Origin of the sequence: Curtobacterium sp. VKM Ac-2889 (assembly GCF_015350855.1) — a bacterium.
GTDB lineage: Bacteria > Actinomycetota > Actinomycetes > Actinomycetales > Microbacteriaceae > Curtobacterium > Curtobacterium poinsettiae.
Genome location: NZ_JADKSC010000003.1, coordinates 316,768 through 334,045, shown reverse-complemented (window position 1 = coordinate 334,045; position 17,278 = coordinate 316,768). Strand labels below are relative to the sequence as shown.

Annotated in this window: 12 protein-coding genes; 1 reads left to right on the top strand and 11 read right to left on the bottom strand. The window is 69.7% G+C overall.

Features of this window, described 5'->3' with window-relative positions; all coding sequences use genetic code 11:
• Positions 1–80: 80 nt before the first annotated feature.
• Positions 81–2,738 (top strand): phosphoenolpyruvate carboxylase, encoded by a 2,658-nt coding sequence (locus ITJ50_RS11705; protein ID WP_194590540.1) that lies wholly within the window; start codon positions 81–83, stop codon positions 2,736–2,738.
• Between the two features lie 296 nt (positions 2,739–3,034).
• Here the strand turns inward: ITJ50_RS11705 and ITJ50_RS11700 are convergent, their stop codons facing one another.
• From ITJ50_RS11700 to uvrB, 11 genes are all read right to left on the bottom strand, one after another.
• The gene (locus tag ITJ50_RS11700; protein WP_027465686.1) at positions 3,035–3,403 is read right to left on the bottom strand and encodes an RNA polymerase-binding protein RbpA; all 369 of its coding nucleotides are present in this window, start codon (positions 3,401–3,403) and stop codon (positions 3,035–3,037) included.
• A 3-nt stretch (positions 3,404–3,406) separates the two neighbouring features.
• On the bottom strand, positions 3,407–3,658 hold the full coding sequence (gene secG, locus ITJ50_RS11695) for a preprotein translocase subunit SecG (protein ID WP_017887256.1): 252 nt from the start codon (positions 3,656–3,658) through the stop codon (positions 3,407–3,409).
• Positions 3,659–3,766: 108 nt separating this feature from the next.
• Positions 3,767–4,546 carry a triose-phosphate isomerase gene (gene tpiA, locus ITJ50_RS11690; RefSeq protein WP_031259782.1) on the bottom strand — a complete coding sequence of 260 codons (780 nt, stop codon included), beginning with the start codon at positions 4,544–4,546 and terminating at the stop codon, positions 3,767–3,769.
• Complete coding sequence (locus ITJ50_RS11685; protein ID WP_017887254.1) at positions 4,543–5,760, bottom strand: phosphoglycerate kinase; 1,218 nt, start codon at positions 5,758–5,760, stop codon at positions 4,543–4,545. The genes tpiA and ITJ50_RS11685 overlap by 4 nt, the downstream gene beginning before the upstream one ends.
• Positions 5,761–5,763: 3 nt before the next feature.
• Positions 5,764–6,768 carry a type I glyceraldehyde-3-phosphate dehydrogenase gene (gene gap, locus ITJ50_RS11680; protein ID WP_017887253.1) on the bottom strand — a complete coding sequence of 335 codons (1,005 nt, stop codon included), beginning with the start codon at positions 6,766–6,768 and terminating at the stop codon, positions 5,764–5,766.
• A gap of 257 nt (positions 6,769–7,025) precedes the next feature.
• Positions 7,026–8,006 (bottom strand): DNA-binding protein WhiA, encoded by a 981-nt coding sequence (gene whiA / locus ITJ50_RS11675; RefSeq protein WP_017887252.1) that lies wholly within the window; start codon positions 8,004–8,006, stop codon positions 7,026–7,028.
• A 74-nt stretch (positions 8,007–8,080) separates the two neighbouring features.
• Positions 8,081–8,980, bottom strand: a complete 900-nt coding sequence (gene rapZ, locus ITJ50_RS11670) for an RNase adapter RapZ (protein WP_140448078.1) — start codon at positions 8,978–8,980, stop codon at positions 8,081–8,083.
• Positions 8,981–9,083: 103 nt separating this feature from the next.
• Entirely contained in the window at positions 9,084–11,138 is a 2,055-nt protein-coding gene (gene uvrC, locus ITJ50_RS11665) for an excinuclease ABC subunit UvrC (RefSeq protein WP_042540917.1), read from the bottom strand.
• A complete protein-coding gene (gene uvrA / locus ITJ50_RS11660; protein WP_017887249.1) occupies positions 11,139–14,210 on the bottom strand; it encodes an excinuclease ABC subunit UvrA in 3,072 nt (1,023 codons plus the stop codon).
• A gap of 48 nt (positions 14,211–14,258) precedes the next feature.
• Entirely contained in the window at positions 14,259–15,176 is a 918-nt protein-coding gene (locus tag ITJ50_RS11655) for an SDR family NAD(P)-dependent oxidoreductase (protein WP_194590539.1), read from the bottom strand.
• Complete coding sequence (uvrB, locus tag ITJ50_RS11650) at positions 15,166–17,238, bottom strand: excinuclease ABC subunit UvrB (protein ID WP_031259778.1); 2,073 nt, start codon at positions 17,236–17,238, stop codon at positions 15,166–15,168. Before uvrB ends, ITJ50_RS11655 begins: the two co-directional genes overlap by 11 nt.
• Positions 17,239–17,278 lie beyond the last annotated feature (40 nt).

The following is a 17,278-nucleotide window of genomic DNA, read 5'->3' as shown; positions in this document are numbered from 1 at the left end:
GGTCGACGTCATGCGCCCCCGGGTGCCGATACGCTGCTGGGACCCGGGACCAGCCTCCCGGACGACCCGGAAAGGACTCCATGACGGCGATCGACGGATCTGCACGCCACGAGCGCGCGCGGGACGACGTCAGCGGTGCGGTCGACAGCGACCTGCGCGCCGACGTCCGGTACCTCGGCAACCTGCTCGGCCGGGTGCTGCGCGAGAACGGGGGCGACGAACTGCTCCACGACGTGGAGTCACTGCGCGCGGCCGTGATCGACGCCTACGAGGGCGACCACGCCGAGGGCGCCGCACGTGCCCAGGCGATCGTCTCGGGCATGTCGGCCGAACGCGCCGAGGCAGTGGCGCAGGCGTTCACCACCTACTTCCACCTGACGAACCTGGCCGAGGAGCACCACCGCGTGCGCGTCCTCCGGCAGCGCGGAGACGACGGCGGCGTGCCCGGGGACTCGTTCCCCGCCACGTACGCCGAACTCGTCGCCGAGGTGGGCGAGGCCGAGGCGGCCGAGCGGCTCCGCACCCTGCGGTTCCACCCGGTGCTGACCGCCCACCCGACAGAGGCCCGCCGGCGCGCGGTCACGACGGGTGTCCGCCGCATCACGGACCTCATCGACGAGCGTGACCGTGCCCGCAACGCCACGGCCCGCGCCGAGAACGAGCGCCGCCTGCTCGAGGAGATCACGACCCTCCTGCGCACCTCGCCGCTCCGCACCACGCGGCCGACCCCGCTGGACGAGGTCCGCACCGCGATGAGCGTGTTCGACCAGACCCTGTTCGAGATCGTCCCGCAGGTGTACCGCCTGCTCGACGACCGGCTGCAGGGCGACGACGCCGGCCGGGCGCCCGTGATCGCCCCCGCGTTCGTGCGCTTCGGCACCTGGATCGGCGGCGACCGCGACGGCAACCCGCACGTCACCGCCGACGTCACGCGTCAGGCCGCCGAGATCGCGGCGGAGCACATCCTGCTCGGCCTCGCCCGCGCGACGACCCGCATCGGCAGCGCCCTGACCCTCGACGCGAGCGACACCCCCGCCGACGCCGGGCTCACCGCCCTCGTCGCCGCGCAGGAGTCGCTCGACCCGGGCATCGCGGAGCGCATCGGTGTCCGCGCACCGAACGAGACGCACCGACGTGCGCTCCTGTTCGTCGCCGCGCGCATCGACGCCACCCGGACCGGCAGCACGCCGCTGGCCTACGACGGGCCCGAGGCGCTGCTGGCCGACCTCCGTGTCATCCAGGCCTCGCTCATCGCCGCCGGTGCGATCCGACCGGCGAACGGTGAACTGCAGAACCTCCTCTGGCAGGTCGAGACCTTCGGGTTCCACCTGGCCGAGCTCGAGGTCCGCCAGCACTCGCAGGTGCACCGCACGGCCCTCGCCGAGATCCGCGCCGGTGGTGAACTGAGCGAGACCACGGAAGAGGTCCTCGCCGTCTTCCGCACGATCGCCGGGCTGCAGTCCCGCTACGGCGTCCGCGCGGCGAACCGGTACATCGTGTCCTTCACGCAGTCCCCGGCCGACCTGGCGAACGTGCACGAGCTGGCCGTCGCCGCGCTCGGGTCCGCCGAGGCCGCGCCGGTGCTCGACGTGATCCCGCTGTTCGAGACGTTCGCCGACCTGCACGCCAGTGTCGACATCCTCGACGAGGCCGTCCGCACCGAGGCGTTCCAGCGACGCCTCGCCGCGACCGGCCGTCGGCTCGAGGTCATGCTCGGGTACTCGGACTCCTCGAAGGACGTCGGCCCGGTGTCCGCGAACCTGGCGCTCTACGACGCCCAGGCCCGCATCGCCGACTGGGCCCGCGACAACGACATCGAGCTGACCCTGTTCCACGGCCGCGGCGGCTCGCTCGGCCGCGGTGGCGGTCCCGCGAACGAAGCCGTCCTGGCGCAGCCGCCGGGATCGATCGACGGTCGGCTGAAGCTCACCGAGCAGGGCGAGGTCATCTTCGCCCAGTACGGCGACCAGGACATCGCCGCCCGCCACCTCGAGCAGATGGCCTCGGCGACGCTCTTCGCCTCGTCGCCGTCCAACGAGGCACGGACCGCCGCCGCGGCCGCCCGCTTCGCCGACCTCGCCCAGCAGCTCGACGACGTCTCGCGCGTCGCCTTCTACGACCTGGTCAAGGCCGACGGGTTCGCGCCGTGGTTCGCCCGGGTCACCCCGATGGAGGAGATCGGCCTGCTGCCCCTCGGCTCCCGCCCGGCCCGTCGCGGGCTGTCGGTCGAGTCGCTGGAGGACCTCCGCGCCATCCCGTGGGTGTTCTCGTGGACGCAGGCGCGCATCAACCTCGCCGGCTGGTACGGGCTCGGATCCGCGCTCGAGGCCGTCGGCGACGTCGACGTGCTCCGCGCCGCCTACGCGGAGTGGCCGCTCTTCGCCGCGATGATCAAGAACGTCGAGATGTCGCTCGCGAAGACCGACGAGTACATCGCGCGCCGGTACCTCGAGCTCGCCGACCGTGACGACCTCGCCGCGAAGGTGCTCGACGAGATGGTGCGCACCCGCGACTGGGTGCTCCGCGTCTCCGGCGGCAGCGACGTGCTCGAGGACCGACCCGTCCTGGCCCGCGCCGTGCGCCTGCGCAGCCCGTACGTCGACGCCCTGTCGCACCTGCAGCTCCGTGCGCTGCGCGCCATCCGCACGTCCGGCAGCACGGACCCGACGGACGCCGACCACCGGCTCCTGCTGCTCACCGTGAACGGGATCGCCGCCGGCCTGCAGAACACGGGCTGACGCCCCCACCCCACGGACAGGAGGCCCGGTGCCAGCTGGCACCGGGCCTCCAGTCCGTCTGTGGTCGCGCCCACCGCGCGCGGTCACGACGCCCCGCCGGCGCGATGCCGAACGGTCACGAGCTGGCGCCCGCGCGCGCCGCAGGCGACACAACGTGCAACCCCGGCACACCGCACGCGGCGTGTCGCGACCACTCCACTCGACGAGCCGGCTCCCCGCGCGCCCTCCTCCCCCGACGGACGGACGCACGAAGGCCCCCACACCATCCGGTGCGGGGGCCTTGGTCAGTGTGGGCGCTACGCCTTCTTCGCCGCGGTGCCGCGACGCTCGCGGAGCTGCTGCAGCGCGTCTTCGAGGAGCTGCGCTGCCTCTTCCTCGGTGCGGCGTTCCTTCACGTACGCGAGGTGGGTCTTGTAGGGCTCCGTCTTGGAGACCACGGGAGGGTTCTCCTTGTCGCGCCCAGCCGGGAGACCACTCGACGGCGAGTCCACCGTCTCGGGGATCTCCTCGTCGGGGAGGTTGGCGGCGAAGTACCGCACGACCTCGTTGCCGAGGGCGTCCCAGTACGAGATCGCCACGCGCTCGGCCTGGACCCCGCGGTCCTGTTCGCCCATCGGTCCCGCGCCGACGCGAGACCCTCGGATTGCACTGCCTCCGCTTGCCATGGATCAGACCCCCGCCGTGAACTTGTTGATGAGACCGAGCACGATGATGGAAACGATCCAGACCAGACCGAGGATCACCGTGATGCGGTTGAGGTTGCGCTCGGCCACGCCGGACGCACCGAGGTTGCTCGTGACCCCACCGCCGAACATGTCGGAGAGGCCACCACCGCGGCCCTTGTGCAGCAGGATGAGGAGCGTGAGCAGGAGGCTCGTGATTGCGAGCAGGACCTGCAGCACGACGGAGAGTATCGCCACGACGTACCTTTCGTGTCAGTCAGCCGTACCAGTGTACCGGCCGCGCGGAGCACGGCCGGTACCTGGACGGGAGTGGTGCGGACGACTGCCCGCGACGACGCCTGTGGACTACAGCCCGACGTGCTGACGGAACCGCGCGATGGCCGCGAACTCCTGCACGTCGAGCGAAGCGCCACCGACGAGCGCGCCGTCGATGTCGGGCTCGCGGAGGAACCCCGCGATGTTGCCGGACTTGACCGAGCCGCCGTAGAGCACCCGGGTGTCCGCAGCGGCCTGGTCGCCCCAGGCAGCAGCGATGCCGCGACGGATGGCCGCACACTCGTCCTGCGCCTGCTCGGCCGTGGCCGCCTGGCCGGACCCGATGGCCCAGACCGGCTCGTACGCCACGACGATGTCGGCCGGCTTGACCGCGTCGAGCACGACGCGGAGCTGCTCGACCGGCACGACACCGGCGCCGCGCTCCTCGCGCTGCTCGCCGGTCTCGCCGACGCACACCACGGGGACGAGGCCGTGCTTGACTGCCGCTGCGGTCTTCGCCGCGACGACCTCGTCGGTCTCACCGTGCAGCGTGCGCCGCTCGGAGTGGCCGACGATGACGTACTGGGCGTCGAGCGCCGCCAGGAACGCGCCGGAGACGTCACCCGTGTAGGCACCGGAGTCGAACTGCGACAGGTCCTGCGCACCGAAGTGGATCGGCAGCTTGTCGGCCGAGATGAGCGTCTGCACGCTCCGCAGGTCCGTGAACGGCGGGAAGACCGCGACCTCGACGTCGTCGAAGTCGTGCCGGGCGTCCTTGAGGGTCCACGCGAGCTTCTGCACCGTGGCGATGGCCTGGAGGTGGTCCAGGTTCATCTTCCAGTTGCCCGCGATCAACGGAGTCCGGGTCATGCTGTCCACCCCAGTGCTTCGAGACCAGGCAGCGACTTGCCCTCGAGGAACTCGAGGCTCGCACCGCCACCGGTCGAGATGTGGCCGAACTGGTCGTCCGAGAAGCCGAGCGAGCGCACGGCGGCAGCGGAGTCGCCACCACCGACGACGCCGAGGCCGTCGACCTCGGTGAGCGCCTGCGCGACGGTCTTCGTGCCGGCGGCGAAGGCCGGGAACTCGAACACGCCCATCGGGCCGTTCCAGAACACGGTCTTCGAACCCGAGACGGCCGAGGCGAACCGCGCTGCGGTCTCCGGGCCGATGTCGAGGCCGATGCCGTCCGCTCCGAACGACGAGGACTCGATGGCGTCCGCCGCGACGGTCTCGTGGTCGGCGTCGGCCGCGAAGCCGGATGCCACCACGACGTCGGTGGGCAGGTCGATGGTGACGCCGAGCTCCTTCGCACGCGAGAGGTACTCGCGGACGACGTCGAGCTGGTCGGCTTCGAGCAGCGACTTCGCGACCCCGTGGCCCTGGGCCGCGAGGAAGGTGAAGAGCATGCCGCCGCCGATGCACAGCGTGTCGACCTTCGGCAGGATGTGGTCGATGACACCGAGCTTGTCGCTGACCTTCGACCCACCGAGCACGACCGTGTACGGCCGTTCCGGCGAGGTGGTCAGCCGCTCGAGCACCCGCAGTTCGGTCTCGATGAGCGACCCGGCCGCGCTGGGCAGCGCGGACGCGAGCTCGTAGACCGAGGCCTGCTTGCGGTGTACGACACCGAAGCCGTCGGAGACGAAGGCGTCACCGAGGGCCGCGATGCGGTCCGCGAAGGCGCTCCGCGCGGCGGCGTCCTTCGAGGTCTCCTCCGGGTTGAACCGGAGGTTCTCGAGCAGCAGGACGTCGCCGTCCTCGAGGGCCTCGGCCGCGGCGGTCGCTTCGTCGCCGACGGTCTCGCCGACGAACGTGACCTCTTTGCCGAGCAGCTCGGAGAGCCGCTGGGCGACCGGCGCGAGCGAGAACTCGGGCTTGGGCTCCCCGTCGGGGCGACCCAGGTGCGAGATCACGATGACGCGCGCGCCGGCGTTGACGAGGGTGTTCAGGGTGGTCAGCGACGCCCGCACGCGGCCGTCGTCCGTGATGGTGCCGTCCTTGAGTGGGACGTTCAGGTCACAACGGACGACGACACGCTTGCCGGCGAGGTCGCCGAGGTCCTCGAGGGTGCGGAGGGCCATGTGTTACAGACGCTCGCCGACGTACTCGGTGAGGTCGACGAGGCGGTTCGAGTAGCCCCACTCGTTGTCGTACCACGAGGTGATCTTCACGAGGCCGCCGATGACCTTGGTCAGGCCGGAGTCGTAGATCGAGGAGTGCGGGTCCGTGGTGATGTCGGTCGACACCAGCGGGTCCTCGCTGTAGAGCAGGATGCCCTTGAGGGGACCTTCTGCGGCCTCCTTGTAGGCGGCGTTGATCTCGTCGACGGTGACCTCGGACTTGGTCTCGAGGGTGAGGTCGGTGATCGAGCCGGTGGGGACCGGGACGCGCAGGGCGAAGCCGTCGAGCTTGCCGGCGAGCTCCGGCATGACCTGGCCGATGGCCTTGGCGGCACCGGTCGAGGTCGGGACGATGTTCAGCGCGGCGGCGCGGGCACGACGGGGGTCCTTGTGCGGGCCGTCCTGCAGGTTCTGGTCGGCGGTGTAGGCGTGCACCGTCGTCATGAGGCCACGCTCGATGCCGAACTTGTCGTGGAACACCTTGGCGAGCGGCGCGAGGCTGTTCGTGGTGCAGGACGCGTTCGAGATGATGTGGTGGTTCGCAGCGTCGTACTGGTCCTCGTTCACGCCGAGCACGATGGTGACGTCGTCACCCGAGGCCGGGGCGGAGATGATGACCTTCTTGGCACCGGCGTCGATGTGCTTCTGCGCGTCGGCGGCCTTGGTGAAGAACCCGGTCGACTCGATGACGATGTCGACACCCAGCTCGCCCCAGGGCAGGTTGGCGGGGTCGCGCTCGGCGAGGACCTTGATGGCCTTGCCGTCGACGACGATGTTGTCGCCGTCGAGCTCGACGGAGACGCCGAGACGACCCGTGATGGAGTCGAACTTCAGCAGGTTGGCGAGCGACGCGTTGTCGGTGAGGTCGTTCACCGCCACGATCTCGAGGTCGGAGCCCTTCGCGAGGGCGGCCCGGAAGAAGTTACGGCCGATGCGGCCGAAGCCGTTGATACCGATCTTGACGGTCAATGGATCTCCTGGTGAGTGTGGAGCGCCCAGGGGGCGCTGCTTTCGGGAGTCGCGCACCCTGGCGGGCCCGCGTGTGGTGGACGATACGCCCCGTAACGTCGCCGTAACGACCCTAGCAGTCGGACACTGCGTGCCCGAGCGGGATGACGGTCCGTCCGGACGGTCGCCGACCAGGCCTGGCACGGGTGCGGAAACGGACGGGAGGCGCGGTGCCAGCTGGCACCGCGCCTCCCGTCCGCAGGGTCGACAGACCCGTGTCAGACCCCTTCGAGCTCCTCGGGAACGCTCGCTTCGGTGCCCGGGATGCCGAGGTCGGAGGCCCGCTTGTCGGCCATCGCCAGCAGGCGACGGATGCGACCCGCGATGGCGTCCTTGGTCATGGGCGGGTCCGCGTGCTGGCCGAGCTCGTCGAGCGAGGCGTCGCGGTGCTGCAGGCGCAGCGTGCCGGCGTACTGCAGGTGGTCGGGGACGTCCTCGCCGAGGATCTCGAGCGCGCGCTCGACCCGGGCGCAGGCGGCCACGGCGGCCTGCGCGGAACGGCGCAGGTTCGCGTCGTCGAAGTTGACCAGGCGGTTCGCGGTCGCACGGACCTCGCGGCGCTGGCGCATCTCCTCCCAGTCGGCGGTGGTGCGTGCGGCGCCCATGACCGTCAGCATCTGACCGATGGCCTCACCGTCGCGGATGACGACGCGGTGGACCCCGCGGACCTCGCGGCCCTTGGCGGCGACACCGAGACGTGACGCGGCACCGACGAGGGCCATCGCGGCCTCGTTGCCGGGGCAGGTGACCTCGAGCGCAGCGGCCCGACCGGGGTCGGTCAGGGTGCCGGAGGCGAGGAACGCACCACGCCAGATGGCGGCGAGGTCCTCGCGATTGCCCGTGGTCAGGCGGTTCGGCAGCCCGCGGACGGGACGACGACGGGCGTCCATCAGGCCGGTCTGGCGAGCGAGGGTCTCCCCCGCCTCGAGCACGCGGACCAGGTAGCGGGTCCCGCGACGGGAGGATGCGGACGACCCCACCGACGCCTCGCTGCGCACGCCGTACAGCTCGGCGAGGTCCTTGCGGACCCGGTGCACGATGATCCGGGTGTCGAGCTCGACCTCGACCGCGATGCGGCCCGAGATGACGTGCAGACCACCGGCGAACCGGAGGATCGTGGCCAGTTCGGCGGCGCGGACCGTGTTGCGGTTCACGGCGACTCTGGCCAGTTCGTCCTTGACCTCGGCAGTCAACGGCACAGCATCATTCCTAACTTCATTCAGTGGTTCCCGCAGATCCGGCGGCACAGGCGTGGGAGCGGCCGGAGGGACGGTCACTCCCGGCCGAGATCTCGGTTCTTCACACGCACGGCGACGCCTGGCATCCCGCGGAGGAGGTTCGCCAACTCGGCGACGATGGCGACCGAGCGGTGCTTCCCGCCGGTACAGCCGATGGCGATCGTAGCGTGTCTTTTGTTCTCGCGCTGGTACCCCTCGAAGACCGGCTCGAGCACGGAGGCGTAGCGGTCGACGAACGGACGGGCTCCGGCCTGGGCGAGGACGTAGTCCGACACGGGCTGGTCGAGGCCGGTGTGGGGCCGCAGTTCCGGCACCCAGTAGGGGTTCGGCAGGAACCGGACGTCCGCCACCATGTCGGCGTCGGCGGGCAGTCCGTACTTGAACCCGAAGCTCATCAGCGTGACCTGGAGTCCCACGAAGTGCTCGTCGGCGAACTGTTCGATGACGGTGTTCGCGAGCTGGTGGATGTTGAGGTCGGAGGTGTCGATCACCACGTCGGACGCCTCACGCAGGCCGGCGAGACGCGCGCGTTCGCGGGCGATGCCGTCGAGCAGGGTGTCCTCGCCCTGGAGTGGGTGGGGTCGGCGCACCTGCTCGAACCGTCGGACCAGCACCGCGTCGGTCGCCTCGAGGAACAGCACCCGGACCCGCGCGGACGTGCTCGAGCGGACCTGCTCGACCGCGTGCTCGGGGTCGGTGAAGAACCGCCCGCCCCGGACGTCGACCACCGTGGCGATCTTCGGGATCTTCTCGCCCGCACGGTCGGCGAGCTCGGTCAGCGGGGCCAGCATCTGCGTGGGCAGGTTGTCGACGACGTACCAGCCCAGGTCTTCCAGGGCCTTGCCGACCGTGGACCGCCCGGCCCCGGACATGCCGGTGACGATGAGGATGTCGTGCTGCGACGCGTGTGTGGTCGCGGTGGCGCTGTCGGTCATCTGGGAGTGGGCTCCGTCGTGGCGGCCCGGGCGCGTCGCCCGGGGAGGTCTCGGCTGCCGCACCAGGCTACCGCCCGGTGACGGACGGGAGGCGTGGGGTTCGTCACGACGGTCGCTGCGGACCGTCGCTGGTCACCTCGGGGACCCGCACCGGGCCTCCGGGGTGGGTAACGGTCTGCTGGGTGGCTGCGTCCTCGGTCACGGTGTCCGCGATCGCGTCGGCGTCCGGCTCGGGGGCGCTGGACGCGCTCGTGGCCGGTGCGCTCGTCGGCGTCTGGGCCAGCTTCGAGACGACCGCGGCAGCCGTCGCCGGACCGATCCCGTTCACCTCGCCGATGTCCTCGGCCGTGGCTTCACGCAGCCGGGCGACCGATCCGAAGTGCTTCAGCAGGGCGTTCACGCGACTCGGTCCGAGACCGGGGATCTCGGACAGCCGTGAGCGCACGTCGCGCTTGCGCTTGCTGCGCTGGTGGGTGATCGCGAACCGGTGCGCCTCGTCACGGATCCGCTGGATCAGGAACAGCGCCTCGGAGTTGCGGGGCAGGATCACCGGGAAGTCGTCGTCCGGCAGCCAGAGTTCCTCGAGCCGCTTGGCGATGCCGACCAGGGCGATGTCGTGCACGCCGGCTTCGTCCATCGCGCGCTTCGCGGCCTGCACCTGGGGCTGGCCGCCGTCGACGATCAGCAGCTGCGGACGGTACGCGAACCGCTTCGTCGGCTTCGACCCCTCGACGACCTCGTCCGTCGTGACGTCGGGGACGTCCGGCAGCTCGGCGTCCTCGTCCAGCCGGGCCAGGCGCCGCGACAGCACCTGGTGCATGCTGTCGGTGTCGTCGGTGGTCTCGGCGATCGAGTACCGGCGGTACTGGTCCTTGCGTGGCAGACCGTCCTCGAACACCACCATCGAGGCGACGACGTTCGTGCCCTGCAGGTGCGAGATGTCGTAGCACTCCATGCGGAGCGGCGCCTCGGTCATGCCGAGGGCGTCCTGGATGTCGGCGAGTGCTGCGGCCCGGGTGGTGTAGTCGGCGGAGCGCTTGGTCTTGTAGAGCATGAGCGCCTGCCCGGCGTTCTGCGCAGCCGTCCGGGCGAGACCCGCACGGTCGCCGCGCTGGGCGGTGCTGAGCTTCGTGCCACGCCCGTTCCGGCGCTTGCTGAGCCACTCCTGGAGCGCGTCGGCGTCCTCTGGCAGCTCGGGGACGACGACTTCGCGCGGGGGTTCGTCGGTGACGTAGACGCCCTGCACGATCTGCTCGACGAGGTCGCCGGTGGCGATGTCGAGTTCCTTGTCGACCACCCAGCCGCGGACACCGCGGATGCGGCCGCCCCGGACCGAGAACAACTGCACGGCGGCGGCGAGCTCGTCTTCCGCGATGCCGAACAGGTCGAGGTCGACCGAGTCACGGAGCACCACGGCGGACTTCTCGAGCACGGCTTCGAGCGCCTCGACCTGGTCGCGGAACTTCGCGGCCTGCTCGTACTGCATCGCGTCGGCGGAGGCGCCCATGCGCTGCCGGAGTTCGGTGATGACCCGACGGTCGTAGGAGTTCATGAAGCGCACGAACTCCTCGACGAGCGCCCGGTGCTCTTCGATCGTGACCTTCTGCGAGCACGGGCCACCGCACTTGCCGATCTGCCCCGGGAAGCACGGGCGGCCGGTCTGCATCGCCTTCTTGTACGAGGAGTCCGAGCACGTCCGGATCGGGAACACCTTGATCATCAGGTCGATGGTGTCGTGCACGGCCCAGATCTTCGGGTACGGACCGAAGTACTTCGCCCCCTTGATCTTGCGGTTGCGCGTCACCATCACCCGCGGCGCTTCGTCACCCAGGGTGACCGCCATGTACGGGTACGACTTGTCGTCGCGGAACTTGACGTTGAAGGGCGGGTCGAACTCCTTGATCCAGGTGTACTCGAGCTGGAGCGCCTCGATCTCGGAACCGACCGTCGTCCACTCGACGCTGCGGGCCGTCAGGACCATCCGCCGGGTGCGCTCGTGCAGCGTCGGGAGCGGGGCGAAGTAGTTGCTCAGCCGGGCGCGGAGGTTCTTCGCCTTGCCGACGTAGAGCACCCGGCCGGCCTCGTCACGCCATCGGTAGACCCCCGGGTCGGTCGGGATCTCCCCCGCCTTCGGACGCCACGGGACGGTGTCCGCCACCTACCGAGCACCCGCCTTCTGCTTGCTCGTCTGCTTGGTCGTGCCCGACTGCTTGCCGCCCTGCTGCGTGCCGCCCTGCTGCTTCTGGGTTGCCTGGCGTGCACCGACGGCCTGCTGCTTGCCGACCCGGGCGTCCTGCGCGTCGAAGATCTCGCGCAGGAAGACACCGGTGTGGCTCTCCGGCACGGTCGCCACGTGCTCCGGGGTGCCCGTCGCCAGGACCGTGCCGCCACCGGAGCCGCCCTCGGGCCCCATGTCGATCAGCCAGTCGGCGGACTTGATGACGTCGAGGTTGTGCTCGATGGTGATGACGGTGTTGCCCTTGTCGACCAGGCTCTGCAGCACGAGGAGGAGCTTGCGGACGTCCTCGAAGTGCAGACCGGTCGTCGGCTCGTCGAGCACGTACACGGTGCGACCGTTCGAGCGACGCTGCAGCTCGGTGGCGAGCTTGACGCGCTGCGCCTCGCCGCCGGAGAGCGTGGTCGCGCTCTGGCCGAGGCGCACGTAGCCGAGGCCCACGTCGACGAGGGTCGCCATGTAGCGGTGGATCGCGGAGATCGGCTCGAAGAACTCGGCCGCCTCGCTGATCGGCATGTCGAGGACCTCGGAGATGTTCTTGCCCTTGTAGTGCACCTGGAGCGTCTCGCGGTTGTAGCGCGCACCACCGCAGACCTCGCACGCGACGTAGACGTCGGGCAGGAAGTTCATCTCGATCTTGATCGTGCCGTCACCGGCGCAGTTCTCGCAGCGACCGCCCTTGACGTTGAAGCTGAATCGACCGGGCTGGTAGCCGCGGGTCTTCGCTTCCTGCGTCTCGGCGAACAGCTGCCGGATGCGGTCGAACACGCCCGTGTAGGTCGCCGGGTTCGACCGCGGCGTGCGGCCGATCGGTGCCTGGTCGACGTGCACGACCTTGTCGAGCTGGTCGAGGCCCTTCACCCGCGTGTGCTTGCCCGCGATGTGCCGCGCACCGTTGAGCTGGTTGGCGAGCACCTTGTACAGGATGTCGTTCACCAGCGTCGACTTGCCGGAACCGCTGACACCCGTGACCGCGGTGAAGACACCGAGGGGGAAGTCCGCGTCGATCGTCTTCAGGTTGTTCGCCCGAGCGCCCTGCACCGTGATGGCGCGCTTGAGGTTGACCTTGCGACGCTCGGCGGGCACCTCGATCGCACGGCGGCCGGCGAGGTAGTCACCCGTGATCGACTCGCGGTTCTCGATGATGCCCTCGTACGAACCGGAGTGCACCACATTGCCGCCGTTGACGCCGGCGCCGGGGCCGATGTCGACGACCCAGTCGGCCGTGCGGATCGTGTCTTCGTCGTGCTCGACGACGATGAGCGTGTTGCCGAGGTCCTTGAGCTTGACCAGGGTGTCGATGAGTCGACGGTTGTCACGCTGGTGCAGGCCGATGCTCGGCTCGTCGAGCACGTAGAGCACGCCCGTCAGGCCGGAGCCGATCTGCGTCGCCAGACGGATGCGCTGTGCCTCGCCACCGGAGAGGCCACCGGCACCACGCGCCAGGGTGAGGTAGTTCAGACCGACCTCGAGCAGGAACTCGAGACGCGCGCGGATCTCACGCAGCACCGCCGCGGCGATGTGCGCTTCGCGGTCGGTCAGCGTCAGCTCGTCCATGAACGAGTACGCGTTGTCGAGCGACATGTCGGTGACGTCCGCGATGCTGCGGTCGTTCACCGTCACCGCGAGCACCTCGGGCTTGAGGCGGGTTCCCTCGCACACCGGGCACGGGACCTCGCGCAGGTAGCCCTGGAAGCGCTGCCGCTGCGAGTCCGACTCGGCCTCGGCGAACTTGCGCTCGATGTAGGGCATGACGCCTTCGAAGCCGCTCGTGTACCGCATCTCGCGGCCGAAGCGGTTGCGCCAGGAAACCGAGACCTGGAAGTCCTTGCCGGTCAGGATCGACGCCTGGACCGCGGGGTCGAGCTGGTTCCACGGGGTGTCGAGCGAGAAGCCGAGCTCCTTGCCCAGGCCGCCGAGCAGCTTCTCGAAGTAGGAGTACAGCCCGCTGGTGCCGGTCCAGGGCAGCAGGACGCCGTCACGCAACGATGCCTCGGGGTCGCCGAGCACCAGGTCGGGGTCGACCGACATGCGCGTGCCGAGGCCGGAGCACTCGGGGCAGGCACCGAACGGGGCGTTGAACGAGAACGTCCGCGGCTCGATCTCGGTGAGCGCCAGGGGGTGGTTGTTCGGGCAGGAAAGGTTCTCGGAGTAGGTCCGGACCGCCCCGGGTCCCTCGTGGTCCACCAGGTCGATGCCGACGGTGCCGTCGGTCAGCCGCAGCGCGGTCTCGAGCGAGTCGGTGAGCCGCCCGAGGATGTCGTCGCTCGACACTAGGCGGTCGACGATGACCGAGATGTCGTGCTTGACCTGCTTCTTGAGCTTGGGCGGGTCGCTGAGCTGGATGCGCTCCCCGTCGACGATCGCACGGGCGTAGCCGGACGCTGCGAGCTCCTGGAAGAGGTCGACGAACTCGCCCTTCTTCTTGGAGATGACGGGTGCGAGGACCTGGAACCGGGTACCGGTCTCGAACTGCATGAGCTGGTCGGCGATCTGCTGGACGGTCTGCTTGCTGATCACCTCGCCGCACGTCGGGCAGTGCGGTACCCCGATGCGCGCCCAGAGCAGACGCATGTAGTCGTAGACCTCGGTGATCGTGCCGACCGTCGACCGGGGGTTGCGGTTGGTCGACTTCTGGTCGATCGACACCGCCGGCGAGAGCCCCTCGATGAAGTCGACATCGGGGCGGTCGACCTGGCCGAGGAACTGGCGCGCGTAGGCGGACAGCGACTCGACGTAGCGGCGCTGCCCCTCGGCGAAGATCGTGTCGAAGGCGAGCGAGGACTTGCCCGAGCCGGACAGGCCGGTGAACACGACGAGCGAGTCGCGGGGGATCTCGAGGTCGACGTCACGGAGGTTGTGCACGCGGGCACCGCGCACGCTGAGCGTGGAGGTGCTGTGCGGTGCGTTCCCGCCGGGGAGGTGGAGGTCAGCGGGCTCGCCGAAGGCGTTCCGGCCCGACGTCGAGGTACCGGGGTCAGAGGTGATGGTCATCGTCGTCGAGTCTACGAAGCGGCACCGACATTCGGCCGGGAAGCAGGGTCAGACGAATGCGTCGAGAGCGAACGCGACCCCGGAAGCGCGCGCACTCGCGGTCCAGAGCTGCGCGGCGACCGTGCGGTCGTGCGCCCGGGGTTCCGCCGCGACCACCGTCGATGCACCGCGGAGCTGTCCCCAGCCGGCCGGGCCCCAGTACTCCCCCGAGCGCACGTCCGCACCGACCGCGGCGTGCACGAGCGGCTCGGCACCGACGTCCTTGCCCTGGGCGACGAGGCGCGCAGCCGGGCGGATCCACTCGGGTTCCGGGCGGACCGGGCTGATGTCCGGTCGGACCGGCGACAGCCGGTCGAGTGACAGACCGGGGTGCGCGACGACGCTCGACACGGGCGACCCCGAATCGGCCAGTCGCTCGGCGAGCTCGAACCCGAACAGCATCACGGCGAGCTTGCTCCGGGCGTACTGGCGATGGCTGGAGTAGCGGCCGACGCCGAGGGGGTCCGTCGGGTCGAGCTGTGCGAACCGGTGCGCGATCGAGCCGAGGTGCACGATCCGGCCGGCGCGTCGTTCGAGCAGGGGCAGCACGAGTCCGGTCCAGGCGAAGTGGCCCAGGTGGTTCGTGCCGATCTGCAGTTCGGTTCCCTGCGCGGTGCTCCGCTGTGTGGACGCGCCGACGACGCCCGCGTTGTTGACGACCGCGTCGACGCCGTCGGGTTCCAGCCGTGCGAGCTCCGCGGCGCCTGCACGCACCGAGTCGAGGTCTGCCAGGTCGAGGTGGACGTGGGCGAGCGACGCACCGTCGACGTGTCGCCGGATGCTGCGCTCGGCAGCCGCAGCCCGACCGCGGTCGCGCGTGGCCAGCACCACCCGGTGTCCGGCCGCGGCCAGTTGTTCGGCGGCGTGGTAGCCGAGGCCGGCGCTCGCACCGGTGACGACGACCGTGCGGGCAGCGTCAGCTGACATGCCCGGCCGACTCCATTTGGCGCAGGGCCTTCTTCAGGTCCTGCACCTCGTCGCGCAGTCGGGCTGCGAGCTCGAACTTCAGCTCGGCCGCCGCCTGCAGCATCTGGTCGTTGAGGTCAGCGATGGTGGCACCGAGCTGCGTCGCGCCCTCGCCCGCGATGCCCCCGCGCTTGAGGTTCGGCGTCGGCGAACGACGGCCGTCCGTACCGGGGCGGCCCTGCAGGAGCGCCTTCGTGTCGTCGTTCTCGCGCTGCAGGACCTCGGTGATGTCGGCGATCTTCTTGCGCAGTGGCTGCGGGTCGATCCCGCGCTCCAGGTTGTACGCCACCTGCTTCTCGCGACGGCGGTCGGTCTCCTCGATCGCGATCTTCATCGAGTCGGTCATCTTGTCGGCGTACATGAGCACCTGGCCCGACACGTTGCGGGCGGCACGACCGATCGTCTGGATGAGCGACGTCGATGAACGGAGGAAGCCTTCCTTGTCCGCGTCGAGGATGGCGACGAGCGACACCTCGGGCAGGTCGAGGCCCTCACGCAGCAGGTTGATGCCGACGAGCACGTCGTACACGCCCTGCCGCAGCTCGGTGAGCAGTTCGACACGCTTCAGGGTGTCGACGTCGGAGTGCAGGTACCGGACCCGCACGCCCGCGTTGCCGAGGAAGTCGGTGAGTTCTTCGGCCATGCGCTTGGTGAGCGTCGTGACGAGGACGCGTTCGTCCTTCTCGACACGCTGCTTGATCTCCTCGAGCAGGTCGTCGATCTGGCCGTCGCTCGGCTTCACCACGATCTCGGGGTCGATGAGGCCGGTCGGGCGGATGATCTGCTCGACCACGCTGTCGGTGACCCCGAGCTCGTAACGGCCGGGGGTGGCCGACAGGTAGACCTTCTGGCCGACGCGCTCCAGGAACTCCTCCCACTTCAGCGGGCGGTTGTCCATCGCGCTCGGCAGACGGAACCCGTGCTCGACGAGGGTGCGCTTGCGCGAGGCGTCGCCTTCGTACATCGCACCGATCTGCGGCACGGTGACGTGCGACTCGTCGATGACGATGAGGAAGTCGTCCGGGAAGTAGTCGATGAGGCAGTGCGGTGCCTCACCCGGGCCGCGGCCGTCCATGTGCCGCGAGTAGTTCTCGATGCCGGAGCAGAACCCGATCTGCTCCATCATCTCGATGTCGAACGTCGTTCGCATGCGGAGCCGCTGGGCCTCGAGCAGCTTGCCCTGGCCCTCGAGCTCGGCGAGCCGTTCCGCGAGTTCTTCCTTGATGGACACGATCGCCCGGTGCATCACGTCGGTGTCGGCGACGTAGTGCGACGCGGGGAAGATCGAGACGGCGGGCAGGTCGTCGATGACGTTGCCCGTCAGCGGGTGCAGCGAGGAGAGCGCTTCGATCTCGTCACCGAACATCTCGATGCGGATGGCGTGCTCTTCGTACATCGGGATGATCTCGATGGTGTCGCCGCGCACCCGGAAGGTCCCGCGCGCGAAGTCGACGTCGTTGCGCTGGTACTGCATGGCGACGAACTTGCGCACGAGCTGGTCACGGGAGATCGTCTGGCCGACGTGGAGTGCGACCGAGGCGTTCATGTACTGCTCGGGGGTGCCGAGGCCGTAGATGCACGAGACGGTGGAGACCACGACGGTGTCGCGCCGGCTGAGCAACGAGTTCGTCGTGGAGTGCCGGAGTCGTTCGACCTCGGCGTTGACCGAGGAGTCCTTCTCGATGAACGTGTCCGTCTGCGGGACGTACGCCTCGGGCTGGTAGTAGTCGTAGTAGGAGACGAAGTACTCGACCGCGTTGTTCGGCATCAGACTGCGGAACTCGTTGGCGAGCTGCGCCGCGAGGGTCTTGTTGTGCGCGAGCACGAGCGTCGGCCGCTGCACCTGCTCGATGAGCCACGCGGTCGTCGCCGACTTGCCCGTACCGGTCGCGCCCAGCAGCACGACGTCGGTCTCACCGGCGTTGATCCGCCCGGCGAGTTCCGCGATGGCCGCGGGCTGGTCGCCACTCGGCGAGTACTCGCTGATGACCTCGAACGGACGCACCGCTCGGGTCGGTTCGATCGCAACACCCATGGGGACAACGCTAGTCGGCACCCCTGAC